The organism is Streptomyces sp. UC4497, from assembly GCF_054871485.1.
This window is the reverse complement of record NZ_JBTYHB010000009.1, coordinates 146,292-164,986: the sequence shown is the minus strand read 5'-3', so window position 1 is coordinate 164,986 and position 18,695 is coordinate 146,292. Positions and strand designations below refer to the sequence as shown.

At 70.0% G+C, this 18,695-nt stretch carries 17 protein-coding genes; 11 read left to right on the top strand and 6 right to left on the bottom strand.

What is annotated here, in order from left to right:
* Positions 1-417 precede the first annotated feature (417 nt).
* Together ACYSUO_RS15285 and ACYSUO_RS15280 are read left to right on the top strand one after the other, a co-directional pair.
* Positions 418-1,926, top strand: coding sequence for a PP2C family protein-serine/threonine phosphatase (locus tag ACYSUO_RS15285; protein ID WP_461776636.1), 1,509 nt, complete (start codon positions 418-420; stop codon positions 1,924-1,926).
* 124 nt (positions 1,927-2,050) lie between these two features.
* Positions 2,051-3,508 carry an aminopeptidase P family protein gene (locus tag ACYSUO_RS15280; RefSeq protein ID WP_461776635.1) on the top strand — a complete coding sequence of 486 codons (1,458 nt, stop codon included), beginning with the start codon at positions 2,051-2,053 and terminating at the stop codon, positions 3,506-3,508.
* Positions 3,509-3,602: 94 nt separating this feature from the next.
* Here the strand turns inward: ACYSUO_RS15280 and ACYSUO_RS15275 are convergent, their stop codons facing one another.
* Positions 3,603-4,061, bottom strand: a complete 459-nt coding sequence (locus tag ACYSUO_RS15275; RefSeq protein ID WP_461776634.1) for an ATP-binding protein — start codon at positions 4,059-4,061, stop codon at positions 3,603-3,605.
* A gap of 191 nt (positions 4,062-4,252) precedes the next feature.
* On the opposite strand from ACYSUO_RS15275, the gene ACYSUO_RS15270 reads away from it, so the two are divergent.
* The 9 genes from ACYSUO_RS15270 (at position 4,253) to ACYSUO_RS15230 (ending at position 14,307) form a co-directional block, all read left to right on the top strand.
* Positions 4,253-5,044 (top strand): hypothetical protein, encoded by a 792-nt coding sequence (locus tag ACYSUO_RS15270; RefSeq protein WP_461776633.1) that lies wholly within the window; start codon positions 4,253-4,255, stop codon positions 5,042-5,044.
* 158 nt (positions 5,045-5,202) lie between these two features.
* Positions 5,203-5,943 (top strand): YcnI family copper-binding membrane protein, encoded by a 741-nt coding sequence (locus ACYSUO_RS15265; protein WP_461776632.1) that lies wholly within the window; start codon positions 5,203-5,205, stop codon positions 5,941-5,943.
* A gap of 78 nt (positions 5,944-6,021) precedes the next feature.
* Positions 6,022-6,705, top strand: a complete 684-nt coding sequence (locus tag ACYSUO_RS15260) for an SCO family protein (RefSeq protein ID WP_461776631.1) — start codon at positions 6,022-6,024, stop codon at positions 6,703-6,705.
* Complete coding sequence (locus tag ACYSUO_RS15255; protein ID WP_461776630.1) at positions 6,702-7,178, top strand: copper chaperone PCu(A)C; 477 nt, start codon at positions 6,702-6,704, stop codon at positions 7,176-7,178. Before ACYSUO_RS15260 ends, ACYSUO_RS15255 begins: the two co-directional genes overlap by 4 nt.
* Before the next feature lie 16 nt (positions 7,179-7,194).
* Entirely contained in the window at positions 7,195-9,141 is a 1,947-nt protein-coding gene (locus ACYSUO_RS15250) for a copper resistance CopC/CopD family protein (RefSeq protein ID WP_461776629.1), read from the top strand.
* 8 nt (positions 9,142-9,149) lie between these two features.
* The gene (gene efeB, locus ACYSUO_RS15245) at positions 9,150-10,451 is read left to right on the top strand and encodes an iron uptake transporter deferrochelatase/peroxidase subunit (protein ID WP_461776627.1); all 1,302 of its coding nucleotides are present in this window, start codon (positions 9,150-9,152) and stop codon (positions 10,449-10,451) included.
* Between the two features lie 122 nt (positions 10,452-10,573).
* Entirely contained in the window at positions 10,574-11,509 is a 936-nt protein-coding gene (gene pheA / locus ACYSUO_RS15240; RefSeq protein WP_461776625.1) for a prephenate dehydratase, read from the top strand.
* A 642-nt stretch (positions 11,510-12,151) separates the two neighbouring features.
* Positions 12,152-13,423 carry a serine--tRNA ligase gene (gene serS / locus ACYSUO_RS15235; RefSeq protein WP_426902684.1) on the top strand — a complete coding sequence of 424 codons (1,272 nt, stop codon included), beginning with the start codon at positions 12,152-12,154 and terminating at the stop codon, positions 13,421-13,423.
* Positions 13,424-13,482: 59 nt separating this feature from the next.
* Entirely contained in the window at positions 13,483-14,307 is an 825-nt protein-coding gene (locus ACYSUO_RS15230; protein ID WP_461776624.1) for an HAD family hydrolase, read from the top strand.
* A gap of 326 nt (positions 14,308-14,633) precedes the next feature.
* On the opposite strand, the gene ACYSUO_RS15225 is transcribed toward ACYSUO_RS15230, so the two are convergent.
* The 5 genes from ACYSUO_RS15225 to ACYSUO_RS15205 form a co-directional block, all read right to left on the bottom strand.
* On the bottom strand, positions 14,634-14,876 hold the full coding sequence (locus ACYSUO_RS15225) for an SGM_3592 family protein (protein ID WP_461776623.1): 243 nt from the start codon (positions 14,874-14,876) through the stop codon (positions 14,634-14,636).
* A 130-nt stretch (positions 14,877-15,006) separates the two neighbouring features.
* Positions 15,007-15,726: an ABC transporter permease gene (locus tag ACYSUO_RS15220; protein WP_426902687.1), complete on the bottom strand. Its 720-nt coding sequence runs from the start codon at positions 15,724-15,726 to the stop codon at positions 15,007-15,009.
* 9 nt (positions 15,727-15,735) lie between these two features.
* Positions 15,736-16,647 carry an ABC transporter ATP-binding protein gene (locus ACYSUO_RS15215; RefSeq protein ID WP_461776622.1) on the bottom strand — a complete coding sequence of 304 codons (912 nt, stop codon included), beginning with the start codon at positions 16,645-16,647 and terminating at the stop codon, positions 15,736-15,738.
* A complete protein-coding gene (locus tag ACYSUO_RS15210) occupies positions 16,644-17,546 on the bottom strand; it encodes an ABC transporter permease (RefSeq protein ID WP_461776621.1) in 903 nt (300 codons plus the stop codon). Before ACYSUO_RS15210 ends, ACYSUO_RS15215 begins: the two co-directional genes overlap by 4 nt.
* A complete protein-coding gene (locus tag ACYSUO_RS15205; protein ID WP_461776727.1) occupies positions 17,543-18,562 on the bottom strand; it encodes an ABC transporter ATP-binding protein in 1,020 nt (339 codons plus the stop codon). Before ACYSUO_RS15205 ends, ACYSUO_RS15210 begins: the two co-directional genes overlap by 4 nt.
* Positions 18,563-18,695 lie beyond the last annotated feature (133 nt).

Here is an 18,695-nt window from a genome sequence, read left to right as displayed (position 1 = left end):
GAACCCCTATAGTCCGAGCGCGTGCTGTGTGCTTGAAAAGCCTGGCGTGGGGTGGCGGCGCCTGGCGTTTGCCGTCCCGCGTATTTCTCGCCGCTTCCGCCACGGGAGGATGGGACACGGTCGCCGATGGTTATGACGCCCGGTTCCGTCACCAGGTTCCGGGCGGATCCCAACTACCCCTGGTCTTCACCGAGTACGTACCCATCACGGCCGCTATGACGCTCTGTCGACCACAGCTGAACAATGCCAGTCGACCGCAATAGACGCTTCCCCCAGGCGGTTTTTGGCCATCTTCGAACGATCGGGATCGGCTTGAGATCGGCCCGGTTTCGGAAGTGGATCACATGTGAGAACAGAGATCGTTTTTAGCGCGAACGGCACTTGACCACGGCAGACACCCAGAATCCCAACGGGACAATGCTGGACATCCCCTTACGAGTCCGTGTACATGTGGAGGCATTGCTGGCGGCGCAGAATGACATGGGGGTTTGCGATGCTAATGAGCAATATGCACCGGCCGGAAAGCCGGAAGCCATGACAACCCCACGCCTGCCGAAAGTGGCTGGAATCGATTCCTCTCCTGGACAGGTTCCCCCTCCCGCCCCCAGCGTCACGCCCGCTCCCGCCGTGTCGCAGATCACTCCCTCCGCCGTGGCACCCGGAGCCGTGATCCAGGACCGGCTCGCGGGCTGGGTCTCCGATCTCACGACGCTGCACGAACTCACGGAACGGCTGGCCCGCACGGCCGCACTCGAGGACGCACTGCACGAACTGCTGCGCGCCGGAGCCGCCCTGGTGGGTGCCCGGCGCGGACTTGTCGTCCTGGAACCGGGCGACGGGCGCGGCCCCGACACCACCGTGGGCCTCGGCCTGTCCAGGCCCGACCTCGGGCACATCGAGACGGTGCCGCGCGGCGCGACCTCGTACGGACGGATCCTCGACGGGCTGTGCACCGAGCCCGAGGCGCACGCCGATCTGCTCGCCGAGGACGGACTCGACCCGCGCCACCGCGAGGTCGCCGCACGCCTGGGCTACGCCGCGAGTTACGCGATGCCGCTCGCCACCGAGGCGGCCGGCCAACTGGGCGCCGCCGTCTGGCTCTACGACGAGCCGGCCGAGCCCGGCGAGCGCCAGCGCCACCTCATCGGGCTCTACACGCGCTACGCCACCGAGCACCTCGCCCGCCTCCTGGAACTGGAGCGCACGCGCGCGTGGTCACGCACCGTCGCCGACGAGCTGCTGCCGCCGCGGCTGCCCCGGGTCGCCGGTGTGCAGCTCGCCGCGCGGCACCGCACGGGGCCGCGCGGCGGCGGCGACTGGTACGACGCGCTGCCGCTGCCCGAGGGGGCGCTCGGGCTCGCGGTCGGCTCGGTCAGCGGCTCCGGCGCGAGCGCGGTCGCCGCGATGGGTCGGCTGCGCGCCTCCCTGCGGGCGTACGCGGTGATGGAGGGGGAGGACCCGGTGGCGGTCCTGTCCGACCTGGAGCTCCTGTTGCGCCTGACCGAACCGGCGCGCAGCGCGACCGCCCTGTTCGCGTACTGCGAGCCCGCGCAGCGCAAGATCGTCCTCGCCGGAGCCGGGCACAGCCCGCCCCTGGTGATCGGCGAGCGGCGCACCGAGTACGCCGAGACGACGCTGTCCGCGCCGCTCGGGATGCTCGCCTGCTGGGAGGCGCCGAGCGTGGAGATCACGCCGGAGCCGGGCGAGACCGTGCTGCTCTACACGGACGGCCTGCTGCGCCGCACCGGCGACCCCATGGACCGCGCGTTCGCCCGGCTGCACGCGGCCGCCGCCGGGGTGCCCAAGGCGATCCGTGACGACCCCGGGGCGATCGCCGACCACGTACTGCGCTCGGTGCTCCCCGACGGCCTCGACACGGCCGAGAGCGAGGAGGACGTGGTGCTGCTCGCGGCGCGCTTCGAGTGACCTCCGAGACGCTGTGTGTAACAGGCCCTCCGGCCCTGGACCCCCTTCCTCACGCTCGTACGATGGAGGGGGTCCACTGCCGTATCCAGGGCATTTCACCGGGCCGCCGTGTCGAGGAGGAACCGTGTCGGAGGAGCTCAACCATCCGGAGACCCCGGAGGCCGAAGAGCCCATCAAGCAGCGCAAGAACGGCCTCTACCCGGGCGTGTCCGACGAGCTCGCCGAGAACATGAAGTCCGGCTGGGCCGACACCGAGCTGCACGACCTGCAGCCGATCGCACAGGCCGCCGAGACCGCCGCCCGCCGTGCCGCCCTGTCCGCCCGCTTCCCCGGCGAGCGCCTCGTGGTGCCCGCGGGCAACCTCAAGACCCGCTCGAACGACACGGAGTACGCCTTCCGTGCCTCGGTCGAGTACGCCTACCTGACCGGCAACCAGACGGAGGACGGCGTCCTCGTCATGGAGCCGAAGGCCGGTGGGCACGACGCCACGCTCTACCTGCTGCCGCGCTCCGACCGCGAGAACGGCGAGTTCTGGCTCGACGGCCAGGGCGAGCTGTGGGTGGGCCGCCGGCACTCCCTCACCGAGGCCGAGAAGCACTACGGCATCCCCGCATCCGACGTGCGCGAGCTGACCGACAAGCTGGCCGAGGCCACAGGACCGGTGCGCGTCGTGCGCGGCTACGACGCCGGCGTCGAGGCCGCCCTGACCGACAAGGTCACCGCCGAGCGCGACGACGAGCTGAAGGTCTTCCTCTCCGAGGCGCGCGTCGTGAAGGACGCGTTCGAGATCGGCGAGCTGCAGAAGGCCGTCGACTCGACCGTGCGCGGCTTCGAGGACGTCGTGAAGGTGCTCGACAAGGCCGAGGCCACGTCCGAGCGCTACATCGAGGGCACGTTCTTCCTTCGCGCGCGCGTGGAGGGCAACGACATCGGCTACGGCTCCATCTGCGCCGCGGGCCCGCACGCCTGCACGCTGCACTGGGTGCGCAACGACGGCGCGGTCCGCTCCGGCGACCTGCTGCTGCTCGACGCGGGCGTGGAGACGCACACGTACTACACCGCCGACGTCACGCGCACGCTGCCGATCAACGGCACGTACAACGAGCTGCAGCGCAAGATCTACGACGCCGTGTACGAGGCCCAGGAGGCCGGTATCGCGGCCGTCAAGCCGGGCGGCAAGTTCCGGGACTTCCACGACGCCGCGCAGCGGGTGCTCGCCACGAAGCTCGTCGAGTGGGGCCTGGTCGAGGGCCCGGTCGAGCGCGTCCTCGAGCTGGGGCTGCAGCGCCGCTGGACCCTGCACGGCACCGGTCACATGCTCGGCATGGACGTCCACGACTGCGCGGTCGCGCGCACCGAGGCGTACGTGAACGGCACGCTGGAGCCCGGCATGGTGCTCACGGTCGAGCCCGGTCTGTACTTCCAGGCCGACGACCTGACCGTGCCCGAGGAGTACCGCGGCATCGGCGTCCGGATCGAGGACGACATCCTCGTGACCGAGGACGGCAACAAGAACCTGTCGGCCGGTCTGCCGCGCAAGGCCGACGAGGTCGAGGCGTGGATGGCCCGCCTGAAGGGCTGACACCTCGCATGAAGGAAAGGCCGCGCCTACGTAGGCGCGGTCTTTTCGCTACGTAGGCGCGGTCTTTCTCTACGTAGGCGCGATTTTTTCGCGTTCACACCGCCATCAGCGGTGCGTCCTCCCGCCACTTGAGGATCTTGTCGAAGCTGACCACGGCGCCACCCTTGCCGGGTCTGTTCACGAAGTGCACGTGGTCGGCGAGTTCCTGGATCAGACACAGGCCGCGGCCGTGCTCCGCGTAGTCGGGCGCCGGGCGGACGGACACCGCCGCGCGGCCACCGGCGGCGGTGAAGCCGGGCCCGGTGTCGGCCACTTCGATGCGGCACATCTCGCCGTCCAGATACGCGGTGACCCGGAACGCGTCCGTCGTCTCGCTCGCCGCCGCGCCGCCGTGCTCCACGGCGTTCGCACACGCCTCGCTGAGCGCGACCGACAGGTCGTAGGAGATGTCGGGGTCGACGCCCGCGGTCTCCATGGTGCCCATGAGGAGCCGCCGGGCGAGCGGCACGCTCGCGGCATTGCGCCGTAGTTGGAAGGACCACCAGATGCTCATGCTCCCGCCTCCCGGCAACGACTCGACATACCGATACGTATTGCCACCACCGGCCCCGCGCAATCGCGCAGTTGACGTGATGACGCCCATACGGCGGACGCGCATACGGGGGTCGGCGGTGTACGGGAGATTTGGGATCTTGCGGACCTGCCGTATGGAGCGTGTGAAGCCAGTGCGATGATGAGCCCGCCATGTCTGCCCCCCACGAGCGCCAGGCGCGCAGCGCAGCCGATCTCCGGCTGCTCAGGGCCGCGGTGTTCGCCGCGGTCTGCGTCATGCTGTCCGCGGCGGGGCACGTCCTCGGTTCGACGGCCACCGTCCCGCTGTGGACGCTGTCGCTCGGCTTCCTCGCCGTCTTCTGTGTGGCCCTGCCGCTGGCGGGCCGCGAGCGGTCGCTGCCGGGCATCGCCGCCACGCTGGGGGCCGGGCAGATCGCGCTGCACAGCCTCTTCGGCCTCGGTCAGCAGCACACCATGACCATGACCGGCGCGTCGGGCGAGCCCTCGGCGGTCGAGCGGGCCGCGCGGCTCATGTGCGGGGCGGGCGCGTCGACGCTCAGCCCGGCGCAGGCCCAGCGGATCCTCGACAACGCGCGCGTGCCGTCCGGCGACGCGCACCACATGGCGGGCGCGGCCGGCTCCGCGATGTCGCTGCTGCCGTCGCTGCCGATGCTTCTCGGGCACCTGCTCGCCGCGGCCGGCGCGGGCTGGCTGCTGCGCCACGGAGACCTCGCCCTGAGCCGCGTCGTGCGGCTCTCGCGGCTCTCCGCGCAGGGCGTCGCCCATGCGGCGCCCATCCGTTCGCTGCGGGCCGCCCTCGGCCTCGTACGCGTCCTCAGGGCCGGACTCCGGAGTGCGCCCGCCCTGGCGCCCGCCGCTCGTGCCGGGTTCCCCGAACCACCGGCCCTGCGGGCGGCGGCACTTCAGCACTCCGTGAGCCGGCGCGGACCACCCGCGGCCAACACGTTCCTTCTCGCTGCCTGAACGGCACGCATGCTCCGCCGCGTACTGCGTGGGGATGAGTCGTGCCGTGGGCACGCGCGCGTACCTGCTTTTTCGCCGCATACGTAGTGCGGTGTTTCGCGGTCGCGCAGCTTCCCTTCCGAAGTACGGATCCCGCTGAACGTGGAGTTCTCCCTGTCATGAAGAAGATGTCCCGCGCCGCTCTCGTCGGTGCCGCCGCCGTCTCCTCCGTCGTCCTCGTGTCCGCCCCCGCCTTCGCGCACGTGAGCGTGCAGCCGGAGGGCGAGGCCGCCAAGGGCGGCTACGCCACGGTCGACTTCAAGGTGCCGAACGAGCGCGACGACGCCGCGACCACCAAGCTCGAGATCAACTTCCCGACCGAGCACCCGCTCGCCTCCGTGATGCCCGAGCCGGTGCCGGGCTGGAAGGCCGACGTCACCAAGTCGAAGCTCGACAAGCCGATGGAGATGCACGGCGAGAAGATCACCGAGGCCGTCTCCAAGGTCACCTGGACCGCGACCGGTTCCGGCAAGGACAAGGGCGTGCAGCCCGGCTACTTCCAGAAGTTCCCGGTCTCCATCGGCCAGCTGCCGACCGACTCCGACCAGCTCGTCTTCAAGGCGATCCAGACGTACGACAACAAGGAGGTCGTGCGCTGGATCGAGCCGCAGCAGAAGGGCCAGGAGGAGCCGGAGAACCCGGCGCCCACCCTTGAGCTCTCGGCCGCCGAGGACGACGGGCACGGTGCCTCGGGCGCCTCCGACGACAGTGCCAAGCAGGAGGCCGCCGCCGCGACCACGGACTCCGGCGGTTCCGGCAGCGACACCACCGCCCGCGCCCTCGGCATCGTCGGCATCGTCGTCGGCGCCGCCGGTGTGGCGTTCGGCGTCATGGCGGGCCGTCGGCGTACCAACAGCTGAGCCACCCTCGGTGGGTGCCGGGGTCGCGGTGGGCGACCCCGGCACCCGCCGGCCACCTCACATCTGGGACATTTTTCTATGCGCAACCCCCGCAAGAACACGACGTTCAACAGGAAGAGCCTGCTGGCCGCGGTCGGACTCGTCACCGTCGCCACCTTCGCCCTGTCGGCCTGCGGCAGCAGCGACGACAGCGGAAAGCCGGTCGCCGAGGTGTCCTCCGACACCGGCACGAAGAAGGCCGCGACGGTCCTCGACAAGCCGTTCAAGAAGCCGGATCTGGTCCTCACCGACACCCACGGCAAGAAGTTCGACCTGCGTGAGCAGACCAAGAACAAGCCGACGCTGATCTACTTCGGCTACACGCACTGCCCCGACGTCTGCCCGCTGACGATGAGCAACATCGCCGTCGCCAAGAAGTCGCTGCCCAAGTCCGAGCAGGACAAGCTCCAGGTCGTCTTCGTCACCACCGACCCGGACCGCGACACCCCGTCCGTGCTCGGCAAGTGGCTCAAGGCGCAGGACCCCGACTTCATCGGCCTGACCGGCGACTTCGCCACCATCCAGGGCAGCGCCCGCACCCTCGGCATCTCCATCGAGCCGACGCAGAAGGACAAGAAGGGCAAGCTCGTGTCGATGCACGGCACGCAGGTCATCGCCTTCTCGCCGAAGAACGACGCCGGTTACGTGCTGTACGGCGAGGACGCCACCGTCGACGACTACACCAAGGACCTCCCCAAGATCGTCAAGGGGGAGAAGCCGTGAGGCGCACGCCCCTCGCCCTCGGCGCCGTCACGCTCGCGGCGGGGCTCGCCCTGACCGCCTGTGGCTCCGGCTCCGAGGCCGACTCCGACTCCGCCGACAAGCCCGACGTGAAGGTCGAGGGCGCGTTCATCCCCGCGCCCGCCTCCGGCGACATGGCGGCCGGGTTCTTCACCGTGCACAACAAGGGCGCCGCCGACACCCTCACGTCCGTGAGCAGCGGTATCTCCCAGAAGGTCACCCTGCACAGCACCAAGGGCGGTGTGATGAAGGAGCAGAAGTCCTTCGCCGTGCCCGCGAACGGCGAGCTCGACTTCGAACGCGGCGGCAACCACCTCATGTTCGAGAACCTGAAGCGCAAGCCCGCGGAGGGCGACAAGGTGTCGGTGCAGCTGCACTTCACCAAGTCCGGGACCGTCACGGTCTCCTTCCCGGTGAAGGTCGCCACCTACAACCCGTCGCACGCTTCGCACTGAAGGGGCTGACTCGTACGTGAAGACCATCGCTCCCCGCACCTGGCAGCTGGTGCTGCTCTTCCTCGCCGTCACCGGCGCACTCCTGGCCGGCGCCGCCCCCGCGTCCGCGCACGCCGCGCTGACCGGGAGCGACCCCAAGCAGGGAGCGGTGGTCGACACGGCTCCGAAGAAGGTGTCGCTCACCTTCTCCGAGAGCGTCGCGATCTCCGACGGCGCGGTCCGTGTCCTCGACCCCGCGGGCAAGCGCGTCGACGACGGCAAGATCGCCCACTCCGGCGGCACGACCTACACGGTGGGAGTGCACTCGGGCCTGCCCGACGGCACGTTCACCGTCGCCTACCAGGTCGTCTCCGCCGACAGCCATCCCGTCGCCGGCGCCTACACCTTCTCCATCGGGGCGCCCTCCAAGACGACCGCGGTGGTGGCCGACCAGAACGCCGGCGGCGGAGTCGTCGGCGTGATCTACGGCATCGCGCGCTACGTCTCGTACGCGGGCTTCGCGCTGCTCGTGGGCGGCGCCGCGTTCGTGCTCGGCTGCTGGCGGCGCGGCGCGAGCAGCAAGCCGGTGCAGCGCGTCGTGGTCGGCGCCTGGACCGCGCTCACCGCCGCCACCCTGGTCATGCTGCTGATGCGGGGCTCGTACACCGGGTCGGGGAAGCTCGGCGACGTCTTCGACATGTCGCTGCTCGGCCAGGTCCTGCAGACGAAGACCGGCGCCGCGCTCACTTCCCGGCTGCTGCTGCTCGCGGCGGCGGCCCTCTTCATCGCGGTGCTCTTCGGGGCGTACGCGAAGAAGAACGAGGACGAGGAAGACGGAGAGAGGGAAGAGGACGGGCAGGACGCCAAGGCCAAGGAGCGGAACGATCTCACCTTCGGGCTCTCCGTCGGCGGCGCCGTCGTCGCGGCCGGACTCGCCGCCACCTGGGCCATGGCCGAGCACGCCTCGACCGGCATCCAGGCGGCCCTGGCGATGCCCGTCGACGTGCTGCACCTGCTGGCCGTCGCCGCCTGGCTCGGCGGGCTGACCACGCTGCTCGTCGCCCTGTACCGGGTGCCGACGATCGAGGGCTCGGCCGTACGCCGCTTCTCGCGGGTCGCCTTCTGCAGCGTCCTCGTCCTCGTCGCGACCGGGATCTACCAGTCGTGGCGTCAGGTCGGCTCCTGGTCGGCGCTGACCGGGACGGCGTACGGGCAGCTGCTGATGGTGAAGGTCGGGCTCGTCGCCGTGCTCGTCGGCGTCGCCTGGATCTCCCGGAAGTGGACGGCGCGGCTCGCCGAGACCGTGGCCGCCGCCCCGGTGGCACAGAAGCAGGCGTCCGAGGTGTCCGAAATCTCCGAGGTCTCCGAGGAGAAGGAGCCGGTCTCCGTGGCCGCCGGCGGGAAGGGCGCGAACCCCGAGCGGGCCGCCCAACTCGCCCGCCAGCGCGCCGCGATGGCGAGCGCACGCGAGAAGCGGGTGCGCGACGCCGATCCGCACCGCTTCGGCCTGCGCCGCTCGGTGCTCGTCGAGGCGGGCATCGCGGTCGTCCTGCTCGCGGTCACCACCGTGCTGACGTCCACCGAGCCGGGGCGTACGGAGGAGGAGGCCAAGTCCGCCACCTCGGCCGCGCAGGCGCAGACCGGGCCGCTCTCCCTGAAGATCCCGTTCGACACCGGAGGCGCGGACGGCAAGGGCACCGCCCTCCTGGAGATGGACCCCGGACGCACCGGCAACAACGAAATGCACCTCTACATAGAGCGGCCGAACGGCAAGGCCTTCGACGTCCCCGAGGTGAAGCTCGCCCTCACTCAGGAGGCGAAGAAGATCGGGCCGCTGCCCGTCGTGCCCGATCACATCGCCACGGGACACTGGACGGCGAGCGGTGTGCAGATCCCCGTGGCGGGCGACTGGAAGGTCGCGCTGACCGTGCGTACGTCGGACATCGACCAGATCACCATCAACAAGAACGCGAAGATCGGCTGACCTGCCCCATGGCTGACACGACTGACACGGCTGGCACCGCTGGTACCAAGAGCAGCACCGAGTCCTCCCCCGGGGCCGCGGGCATCTCGCGGCGTCGCCTGATCGGGACGGCGGGTGCCACCGGCGTCGCCCTCGGTGCCGTCGGTGCGGGCGCGGGGTACGCCGTGGCGTCCTCGAACTCCCCCGAGCAGCAGGCCACGTTGACCTCGATCGGGGCGGACGAGGTGATGTTTCACGGGAAACATCAGCCCGGCATCACCACCGCGATGCAGTCCCGCGGCCATCTCGTCGCGTTCGACCTGGCGGCGGGCACGGGGCGCAAGGAGGCCGCCGCCCTGCTGCGCCGCTGGTCGGCGACGGCCGAGCGGTTGATGGCGGGCGAGCCCTCGGCCTCGGACGACACGGATGTCGCCCGGGACGCGGGCCCCTCCTCGCTGACGGTCACCTTCGGCTTCGGCCACAGCTTCTTCTCCCGTACGGGGCTGGAGAAGCAGCGCCCCGCCGCCCTCGACCCGCTGCCGGACTTCTACTCCGACCACCTCGACAAGGCGCGCAGCAACGGCGACCTGTGGGTGCAGATCGGCGCGAACGACCCGCTCGTCGCCTTCCACGCGCTGCGTGCGATCCAGAAGGACGCGGGCGGCGTGGCCAGACTGCGCTGGCAGATGAACGGCTTCAACCGCTCGCCGGGGGCCACCGCCCACCCGATGACGGTCCGCAATCTGATGGGCCAGGTCGACGGGACCAACAACCCCAAGCCGTCCGAGGCCGACTTCAACAAGCGGATCTTCGTGCCGGATTCGGGCTCCGCGCAGTCCCCCGCGTGGATGGGAGGCGGCTCGTACGTCGTCGTCCGCCGGATCCGGATGCTGCTCGACGACTGGGAGAAGCTGTCGACGGCGGCGCAGGAGCACGTCATCGGGCGCAAGAAGTCGAGCGGCGCCCCGCTGACCGGCGGCAAGGAGACCACCGAGCCGGACCTGGAGAAGACGGACGCGAACGGCGACCTCGTCATCCCGCTCAACGCGCACGCCCGCATCACACGCCCCGACCAGAACGGCGGATCCGCGCTGCTGCGCCGCCCGTTCTCGTACCACGACGGCTACGACGAGGACGGCACTCCGGACGCCGGCCTGCTCTTCATCTGCTGGCAGGCGGACCCGCTGCGCGGCTTCGTCCCGGTGCAGCGCAAGCTCGACCGGGGCGACGCCCTGTCGAAGTTCATCCGGCACGAGGCGAGCGGGCTCTTCGCGGTGCCGGGCGGCGCCGAGAAGGGCGGCTATGTGGGGCAGGCGTTGCTGGAGGGGTGAGCGGGTCCGGGGGTGGGGCCATCGCGCCGGGTGGGGCCGTCGCCGGATGGGGCCGTCGCCGGGTGGGGTGGCCCGTGACGCATCCGTGAGCCCGGCTTCGTACGGCCCATTAGGGTGAGCCCATGCCAGCCAGCTACGCGTATCTCGGCCCCGAGGGCACCTTCACCGAAGTCGCCCTGCGCACGCTCCCGGAGACGGCCACCCGGGAACTCGTCCCCGTCGTGTCCGTGCCCGCCGCGCTCGACGCCGTCCGCAGCGGCGAGGCCGAGGCCGCGTTCGTGCCGATCGAGAACTCCGTCGAGGGCGGCATCACCACGACGCTCGACGAGCTGGTCGCCGGCGAGCCGCTGATGATCTACCGCGAGGTGCTGCTCGACATCACCTTCGCGCTGCTCGTCCGCCCCGGCACCGCGATCTCCGACATCAAGACGGTCACCGCGCACCCGGCCGCCCAGCCGCAGGTGCGCAACTGGATGAAGGCCCACCTGGCGGAGGACGTGACCTGGGAGTCCGCGGCGTCGAACGCCGACGGCGCGCGCCTCGTGCAGGAGGGGCGCTACGACGCCGCGTTCGCCGGCGAGTTCGCTGCCGAGAAATACGGGCTCGTGCCGCTGGTCACCGAGATCCACGACGCGGAGAACGCGCAGACGCGTTTCGTCCTGGTCGGCAAGCCGGCCCGGCCCGCGGCGCCCACCGGCGCGGACAAGACCTCGGTCGTCATCTGGCAGCGCGAGGACCACCCCGGTGGGCTGATGGAGCTGCTCCAGGAGTTCGCCATCCGCGGGGTCAACCTGGTGCTGCTGCAGTCCCGGCCCACCGGCACGGGCATCGGCGACTACTGCTTCGCGATCGACGCGGAGGGGCACATCGCGGACCGCCGGGTGGCCGAGGCGCTGATGGGGCTGAAGCGGGCCTGCCCGGAGGTGCGCTTCCTCGGCTCGTACCCGCGCGCCGGAGTCGCCGTCGAGGACGTGCGCCCGCCGCGCTCGGGGACCTCGGACGGCGAGTTCGTGGCGGCGTCGGACTGGCTGGCGCGCTGCCAGGACGGCCGGTTCTAGCGCATCGGCCCCAGCTGGCCGTAATCCCCCGCCGGATCCGGGTTGTCCACCGCCGGATCCGGCTACTTTTTGTCTGGACACCCGGTCCTACCAGCGGATTTTCTTCATCCACAGAAGTTATCCACAGGGCGCCTTCTCGACCTGGGGACAAGTCGACAGGAAGGTGCCGGTTGGTCGACAAATCGGCCCACAGCCCCCAGATGCGTCCACAGCCCGGCAGGTCACCCTTCGTCCATGCATTTGGCATGATCAGCTCTTTGGAGTGAAGCATTTCCACCCGAAAGTGAGCTTGCACGCGGTTTGAGAGGGGAATTCTTCGTTACGCATGCGGCTTTCGGAATGATCCCTTCCGGCATCCACAGATCATTTTCACAGCCTGTGGATAACTTTTCCGGCCTGTGCATCACTGTGGACAGCGGGCCCCAAGTCCCGCTCACAGCAAGGGGATCGGGTCAAGGCGAAGTGCCGCGTCTGCCCCTTTCAAGGGAAAGTGGCGGTTTTCCTTGACACGCCCCGCGGGGGCTCGTGTGGATCTTTTCCGGCCGCGCTCCACCCTAAATTCACATTCCGGCAAATAGGGCATAAGGGAGTGCATCGGTTATCGGGTCGTGGGCCGGAAGCGGGCAACGGTAGCCTTGAGGGGTGATTGACCTTCGCCTGCTCCGTGAGGACCCCGACCGTGTTCGCGCCTCCCAGCGCGCCCGTGGAGAGGACGTCGCACTCGTCGACTCCGTCCTGTCCGCCGATGAGCGGCGCAGGTCGTCCGGGCTCCGCTTCGACGAACTCCGTTCCGAGCAGAAGTCGCTCGGCAAGCTGATCCCCAAGGCCTCCCCCGAGGAGCGCCAGGAGCTGCTGAAGAAGACGGGCGAGCTCTCCGCCGCCGTCAAGGCCGCGGAGGCCGAGCAGCGCGAGGCCGAGGAAGAGACGCAGCGGCTCGCGCTCCAGCTGGGCAACATCGTGCACCCCGACGTCCCGCGCGGCGGCGAGGAGGACTTCGTCGTCCTGGAGACGCACGGCACGATCCGCGACTTCGGCGCCGAGGGCTTCGAGCCCAAGGACCACCTGGAGCTCGGCGAGGCGCTCGGCGCCATCGACGTCGAGCGCGGCGCGAAGGTCTCCGGCTCGCGCTTCTACTACATGACCGGCATCGGCGCGCTGCTCGAGCTCGCCCTGGTCAACGCGGCGATCGCGCAGGCCACCGAGGCCGGCTTCACGCCGATGCTGACCCCGTCCCTGGTGCGCCCGCGCGCCATGGAGGGCACCGGCTTCCTCGGCCAGGCCGCGGAGAACGTGTACCACCTGGAGAAGGACGACTACTACCTGGTCGGCACCTCCGAGGTCCCGCTCGCCGCGTACCACATGGACGAGATCGTCGACGGCGCCCAGCTGCCGCTGCGCTACGCCGGCTTCTCGCCGTCCTACCGCCGCGAGGCCGGGACGTACGGCAAGGACACCCGCGGCATCTTCCGCGTCCACCAGTTCAACAAGGTCGAGATGTTCTCGTACGTCGCCCCGGAGGACGCGGAGAACGAGCACCAGCGCCTCCTGGAGTGGGAGAAGCAGTGGCTGACCGGTCTCGAGCTGCCCTTCCAGGTGATCGACGTCGCCACGGGTGACCTCGGCGCCTCGGCCTCGCGCAAGTTCGACTGCGAGGCGTGGATCCCGACGCAGGGCAAGTACCGCGAGCTGACCTCGGCGTCGAACTGCGACGGGTTCCAGGCGCGCCGCCTGTCGATCCGGATGCGCGACGGCAAGAAGGTGCAGCCGCTCGCGACGCTGAACGGCACGCTGTGCGCCGTCCCGCGCACGATCGTCGCGATCCTGGAGAATCACCAGCAGGCCGACGGCTCGGTGCGGGTTCCGGAGATGCTGCGGCCCTACCTTGGGGGACGCACCACTCTGGACCCCAAGTAAGCGCAGCCCGAATGGCCCGCAGGGCCCGCACGGCCTGAACACCTGGAGCCGAACGCCAAGTGAGCCACCCCGCTCCCCTCGCCCCTGCCTTTCCGTACAAGCTCGTGGCGACCGATCTCGACGGAACGCTGCTGCGGTCCGACGACACGGTCTCCGAGCGCACGCGTGACGCGCTCACCGCGGCCACCGCGGTGGGCGCCGCGCACATCATCGTGACCGGCAGGGCCGTGCCCTGGACCCGCCACATCCTCGACGACCTCGGCTACGAGGGGCTCGCGGTGTGCGGCCAGGGCGCGCAGGTCTACCACGCGGGGGAGCACCGGCTGCTCACCTCGGTGACGCTCGACCGGCAGCTGGCGGGGCTCGCGCTCGCCAAGATCGAGGCCGAGCTCGGTCCGCTGGCGCTCGCCGCGAGCCGCGACGGCCTCGAGGGCGAGGTCATCGTCGGCCCCGGCTACGAGGTGCAGGAGGGCCCGCTCCCGGTCGTCCCGTTCACCGAGCTCGCGGAGCTGTGGGCGCAGCCGCTGAACAAGGTGTACGTCCAGCATCCGGGCCTGACCGACGACCAGCTGGCGGAGGTCGCGCGTACCGTCGCCGGCGGTCTGGTGGGGGTCACGATGGCGGGCGAGGGCATCGTGGAGCTGCTCCCGCTCGGCCTCTCCAAGGCCACGGGGCTCTCCCTTGCGGCCCGGCGCCTGGGCGCGAAGGCCGTCGACACGATCGCCTTCGGCGACATGCCCAACGACATCCCGATGTTCGGCTGGGCGTCCTACGGCGTGGCCATGTCGAACGCCCACGAGGAACTCAAGACGGTGGCCAACGAGGTGACGTCGTCGAACGAGGACGACGGCATCGCGGTGGTGCTGGAGCGGTTGCTCGGCTGAGCGGTTTGTGAGGTCGCATCGAGGGCCGGCCCCGGCTGTACCGGGGTCGGCCCTCGATGCAAAGGGTGGGCGGCCCGCGTGTCACGGAAGAAGGACACGCGCTCGAAGCGGCCGCCCCGGGCGACACCCTGGGCGGGGCTCGACGGAGTGCAATGACTACTCCGGAGCCTGCCTCGGGCCGCCCTGCCGGGAGCTCGACGGACTGTTGAAGGACATCGCCGCGCTCCTCTCCCGGTCCTTGGACGCCACAGTCGGCGCACTGACACAACTACTGTGCCGCGCCCGGGAGTTCGACGCCACCGAATTAATCGCCGGTTCCCACCGGCTCACCGGCGGCGCCACCTGCGCCGCCGCGCCTTGCTGAAGAACCACCCCGCGGGCGGCTCGTCCGAACGCCACGGCTGGGGCTCGGGCCCACCCTTTCGCCACCGCTCGGCGAGCATGCGGGCCCGCGCGGACGGTTCGGTCGTCTCGGCGGCACGGATGAATTCGGTGTCCAGGACCACGTCGTCCCAGGTGTCGTCGCCCTGACCGGGCCGGTCCCCCTCGCGGTTCGGTTCGTGTGCCATCGCGGGTCCTCCGGGTACTCCGGGTCTTCATCGGGGCGCCTGTCGAACGGCGCACCCTCCCACCAGTGTCCTGGTGGGAGGGTGAAATCGGCGTCAGGAAACGACCCGGAGCCCGTGCGACGACCGGGTCCTACTCCTCCCCGGCCAGCTTCAGAGTCCGCAGCTTCTGCCCGGCGTACCAGGTCGCCAGGACCGTCACCACCACCAGGAGCACCGTCGCGAGCGGCAGCCCCACGTCCGAGGTGACGAGGTCGCCGCCGGCCACCTTCTGGGCGACCGCGAGCGACCACTGCTGCACGCTGAGCGTGCGCGCCCCGGAGACCAGGGATCCGAACAGGGCCTCCCATACGAGGGCGTAGACGAGGCCGAAGACGACCGCGTGCCGGGTAACCGTGCCGAGCAGCAGGAAGATCGCCGCGTACGCGATGGACGCGACGAGAGCCGCGATCGTGTAGGCGACGGCGATCTGCTGCCCGTTCCCGTTCAGGATGAAGCCCGCGATGAGCGTCGGAACGGCGGAGAACACCATGGTCACGCCGATCGCCACGATGAGCTTGGTGAAGATGATCGTGGGGCGCTTGAGCGGCTTCGAGAGCAGATAGACGACGGAACCGTCGTCGATCTCCGGGCCGATGGCTCCGGTCCCCGCGATGACTCCGATCAGCGGCACCATCGTGGCGAGCGCGAAACCGCCGAGGAGGTCGGACGCGGTCTGGTCGTCGGCCCCCGTGAGCCCGCGCACGAGCGCGGCGATCACGACCAGCAGCACGGGCAGCGCGAAGAGGATGAGGGCCCGGCGCCTGCCGAGCAGGGCCCGGTAGGTGAGTCGGGCGACAGTGGGGTCGTACATCAGGGCCTCCTACGCCGCGACCAGATACGAGAAGACGGACTCGAGGGACTCGTCGGACGGCGAGACCGTGAGCAGCCGGATGCCGTGCGCCTGCGCGACCTTCGGGAGCAGCGTCGTGAACCGGCCGAAGTCGACGGCCTGGACATGCAGCGCGCCCTCCTTCAGGTCGACCTCGATGCCCGCCGTCGACGGGTCCGCGATCAGCACGGCGGCCAGCGCCCGGTCGTCGCTGGAGCGGATCAGGTAGCGGTGCGGGCGGTCGGTCATCAGGCGGCGGATCTTGCGGAAGTCGCCGCTCGCGGCGTGCCGGCCCGCGACGATCACCTCGATGTGGGAGGCCAGTTGCTCGACCTCTTCGAGGATGTGCGAGGAGAACAGGACGGTGCGGCCCTCGTCCCCCATGCGCCGCAGCAGCTCCATGAGCTGCATGCGCTGGCGCGGGTCCATGCCGTTGAACGGCTCGTCGAGCAGCAGCACCGACGGCGTGTGGACGAGCGCGGAGGCCATCTTCACGCGCTGCCGCATGCCCTTGGAGTACGTCGAGATCTTGCGGTCCTGCGCGTACTCCATCTCGACCGTGGCCAGCGCCTCCTGGGCGGCCTTCTTGCCGAGGCCGTGCAACTCCGCGTTGGCGACGACGAATTCGCGTCCCGTGAGGAAGTCGTACATCCCCTCGCGCTCGGGGACGATGCCGATGTGCCGGTAGATCTGTTCGTTGCGCCAGATCGGCTGTCCGTCGAGGGTCACCGATCCGTTCGAGGGGGCGAGGAAGCCGCCCATCATGTTGATGAGCGTGGACTTGCCCGCGCCGTTCGGCCCCAGCAGGCCGGTCACTCCGGGGGCGATGTTCATCGTGACGTCGTTGACCGCGACGACATTGCCGAACCAGCGCGAGACGTGGTCGATGTTGATCGTGGTCACAGTCCGACCTTCCGGTAGCGGCGCATCAGCAGCCCGTAGGAGCCGGCGATGAGCCCGAGGACGACGAGCAGGAAGACGAGGCCCTGGCCGGTCGAGGGTCCGTGTGCCCCCGGGAAGGACGAGCTCGCTCCGAGGAACGCGGTCCCCACTCCGTCGATGAGCGTGATCGGTGAGAAGAGGCCGAGCCAGGTCACCGCCCCGCCGTTGTCCTGGGCGTCGGCGATCGCCTGGACCGTGGACACCGCTCCGTAGGAGATGGTCAGGACGGCGATGACGGCGGCGATGCCGAACCCGCGGCGCGGGGTGACGGCGGAGACGACGAGTCCGATCCCGGCGAAGAGCAGCGACAACAGCGCCACGGATACCAGTCCTTGGGCGAATCCCTTGGTCTGCTCCGTGAAGTCCAGCTTGGCGAGCAGAGAGCCTACGTAGAGCACGATCAGCGGCGCGGCCGTGAGGATGAACAGCGCCGATGTCATGGCGGCGAATTTCGCCACTACGTAGTCGACGCGCTCGATGGGACGGGAGAAGTAGAGCGGGATCGACTTGAAGCGCAGGTCAAGGGAGACGGCGTTCGGCGCGGCGGACGCCACGTAGAGGCCGATCACCGCCTGGAGGATGACCGCGTAACGCGTGTAGTCGACGGGCAGGTCGTTCGCCTTCGTGGCGACGGCCACCGCGACCATGATCAGCGCCGGGACGCACATCACGATGAAGAGCAGCATCGGCAGCACCTTGGACTTGGCCGAGCGGCCGAGTCCGTAGGCACCGCGCAGGCTCTGCGAGAAGAGCGAGCGGCGGGAGTACGCGCGACCCAGGCGCGGGCCGTCGTAGTGGCGGTAGCCGATGTTGTGGATCTGGGTGGACGCGCGGTCCGTCGGCATGGGCTCGGTGGTCATCGCTCCGCGCCTCCCGTCTGTTGCGATGCGGCGGTGGCCGCCCAGGCCGCCGCGCGCTCGGAGCCCTGCTCCTGCCGCGCCTCGGCCTCGGGGCGGAAGACCTCCGCGATCTGGTGCCTGCGCTGCTCCATGCGGATCAGGCCGAGGCCGAGGTCCGCGACGATGTCGCGCACGACGTCGTACGTCTCCTCGCCCTGCGCCGTGATGAGGACCGTGTGCCCGGCGCCGGGCAGCTCGCCGCCGGCGCTGGTCTCGATGCCGCGCTGCGCGAACGCCTCGCGGAGCGCCTTTGTCCCGTCCGGGTGTTCGTCGCTGTCGGTGACCTCGATCGCCAGTGTCGCCGTGGCCTGCGTGAAGTCCGTGGTGGAGCTGGAGCGCAGCAGCTTGCCGCCGTCGATGATGACGACGTGGTCGCAGGTGCGCTCGAGCTCGCCGAGCAGGTGCGAGGTGACGAGGACCGAGATGCCGAAGTCGGTGTGCACGCGCCGGATCAGGCCGAGCATGTCGTCACGGCCGACCGGGTCCAGGCCGTTCGTCGGCTCGTCCAGGAACACCAGCTGCGGGTCGTGCACCAGCGCCTGGGCCAGCTTCACGCGCTGCTTCATGCCCGTCGAGTAGCCGCCGATGGGGCGGTAGCGCTCCTCGTACAGGCCGACGTGCCGCAGAGTGTCGGCGGTGCGCTCGCGGGCCGCCGTGGGCGGCAGGCCGGACATGCGCGCCATGTGGACGACGAACTCGGTCGCCGAGACGTCCGGCGGCAGGCAGTCGTGCTCCGGCATGTAGCCGACGCGCTCACGGATCTTGGGACCCGATGACGGGTCCGCGACGTCGAGCCCGAGCACTTCGGCTCGGCCCTCCGTCGCGGGGGACAGACCAAGGAGAATCTTGATCATGGTGGACTTGCCGGCTCCATTGGATCCGACGAGTCCGGTCACACCGGGCCCGATGTCCATGGTCAGCCGGTCAAGCGCGGTCACCTTGGGGAACCGCTTGCTCAGGCTTTCGGTCGCGATCACAGTCACGGTTCGACCGTAGTGGCGCAGGCCACACCAATTCGTCAGACCGTGGGGTCGACCTCGTATAAGACCTGAGTATTACGGGTCCCTAGGGGTCCGCCCTGAGTAGCCCCTGCACGCCCCTTGACGTCGC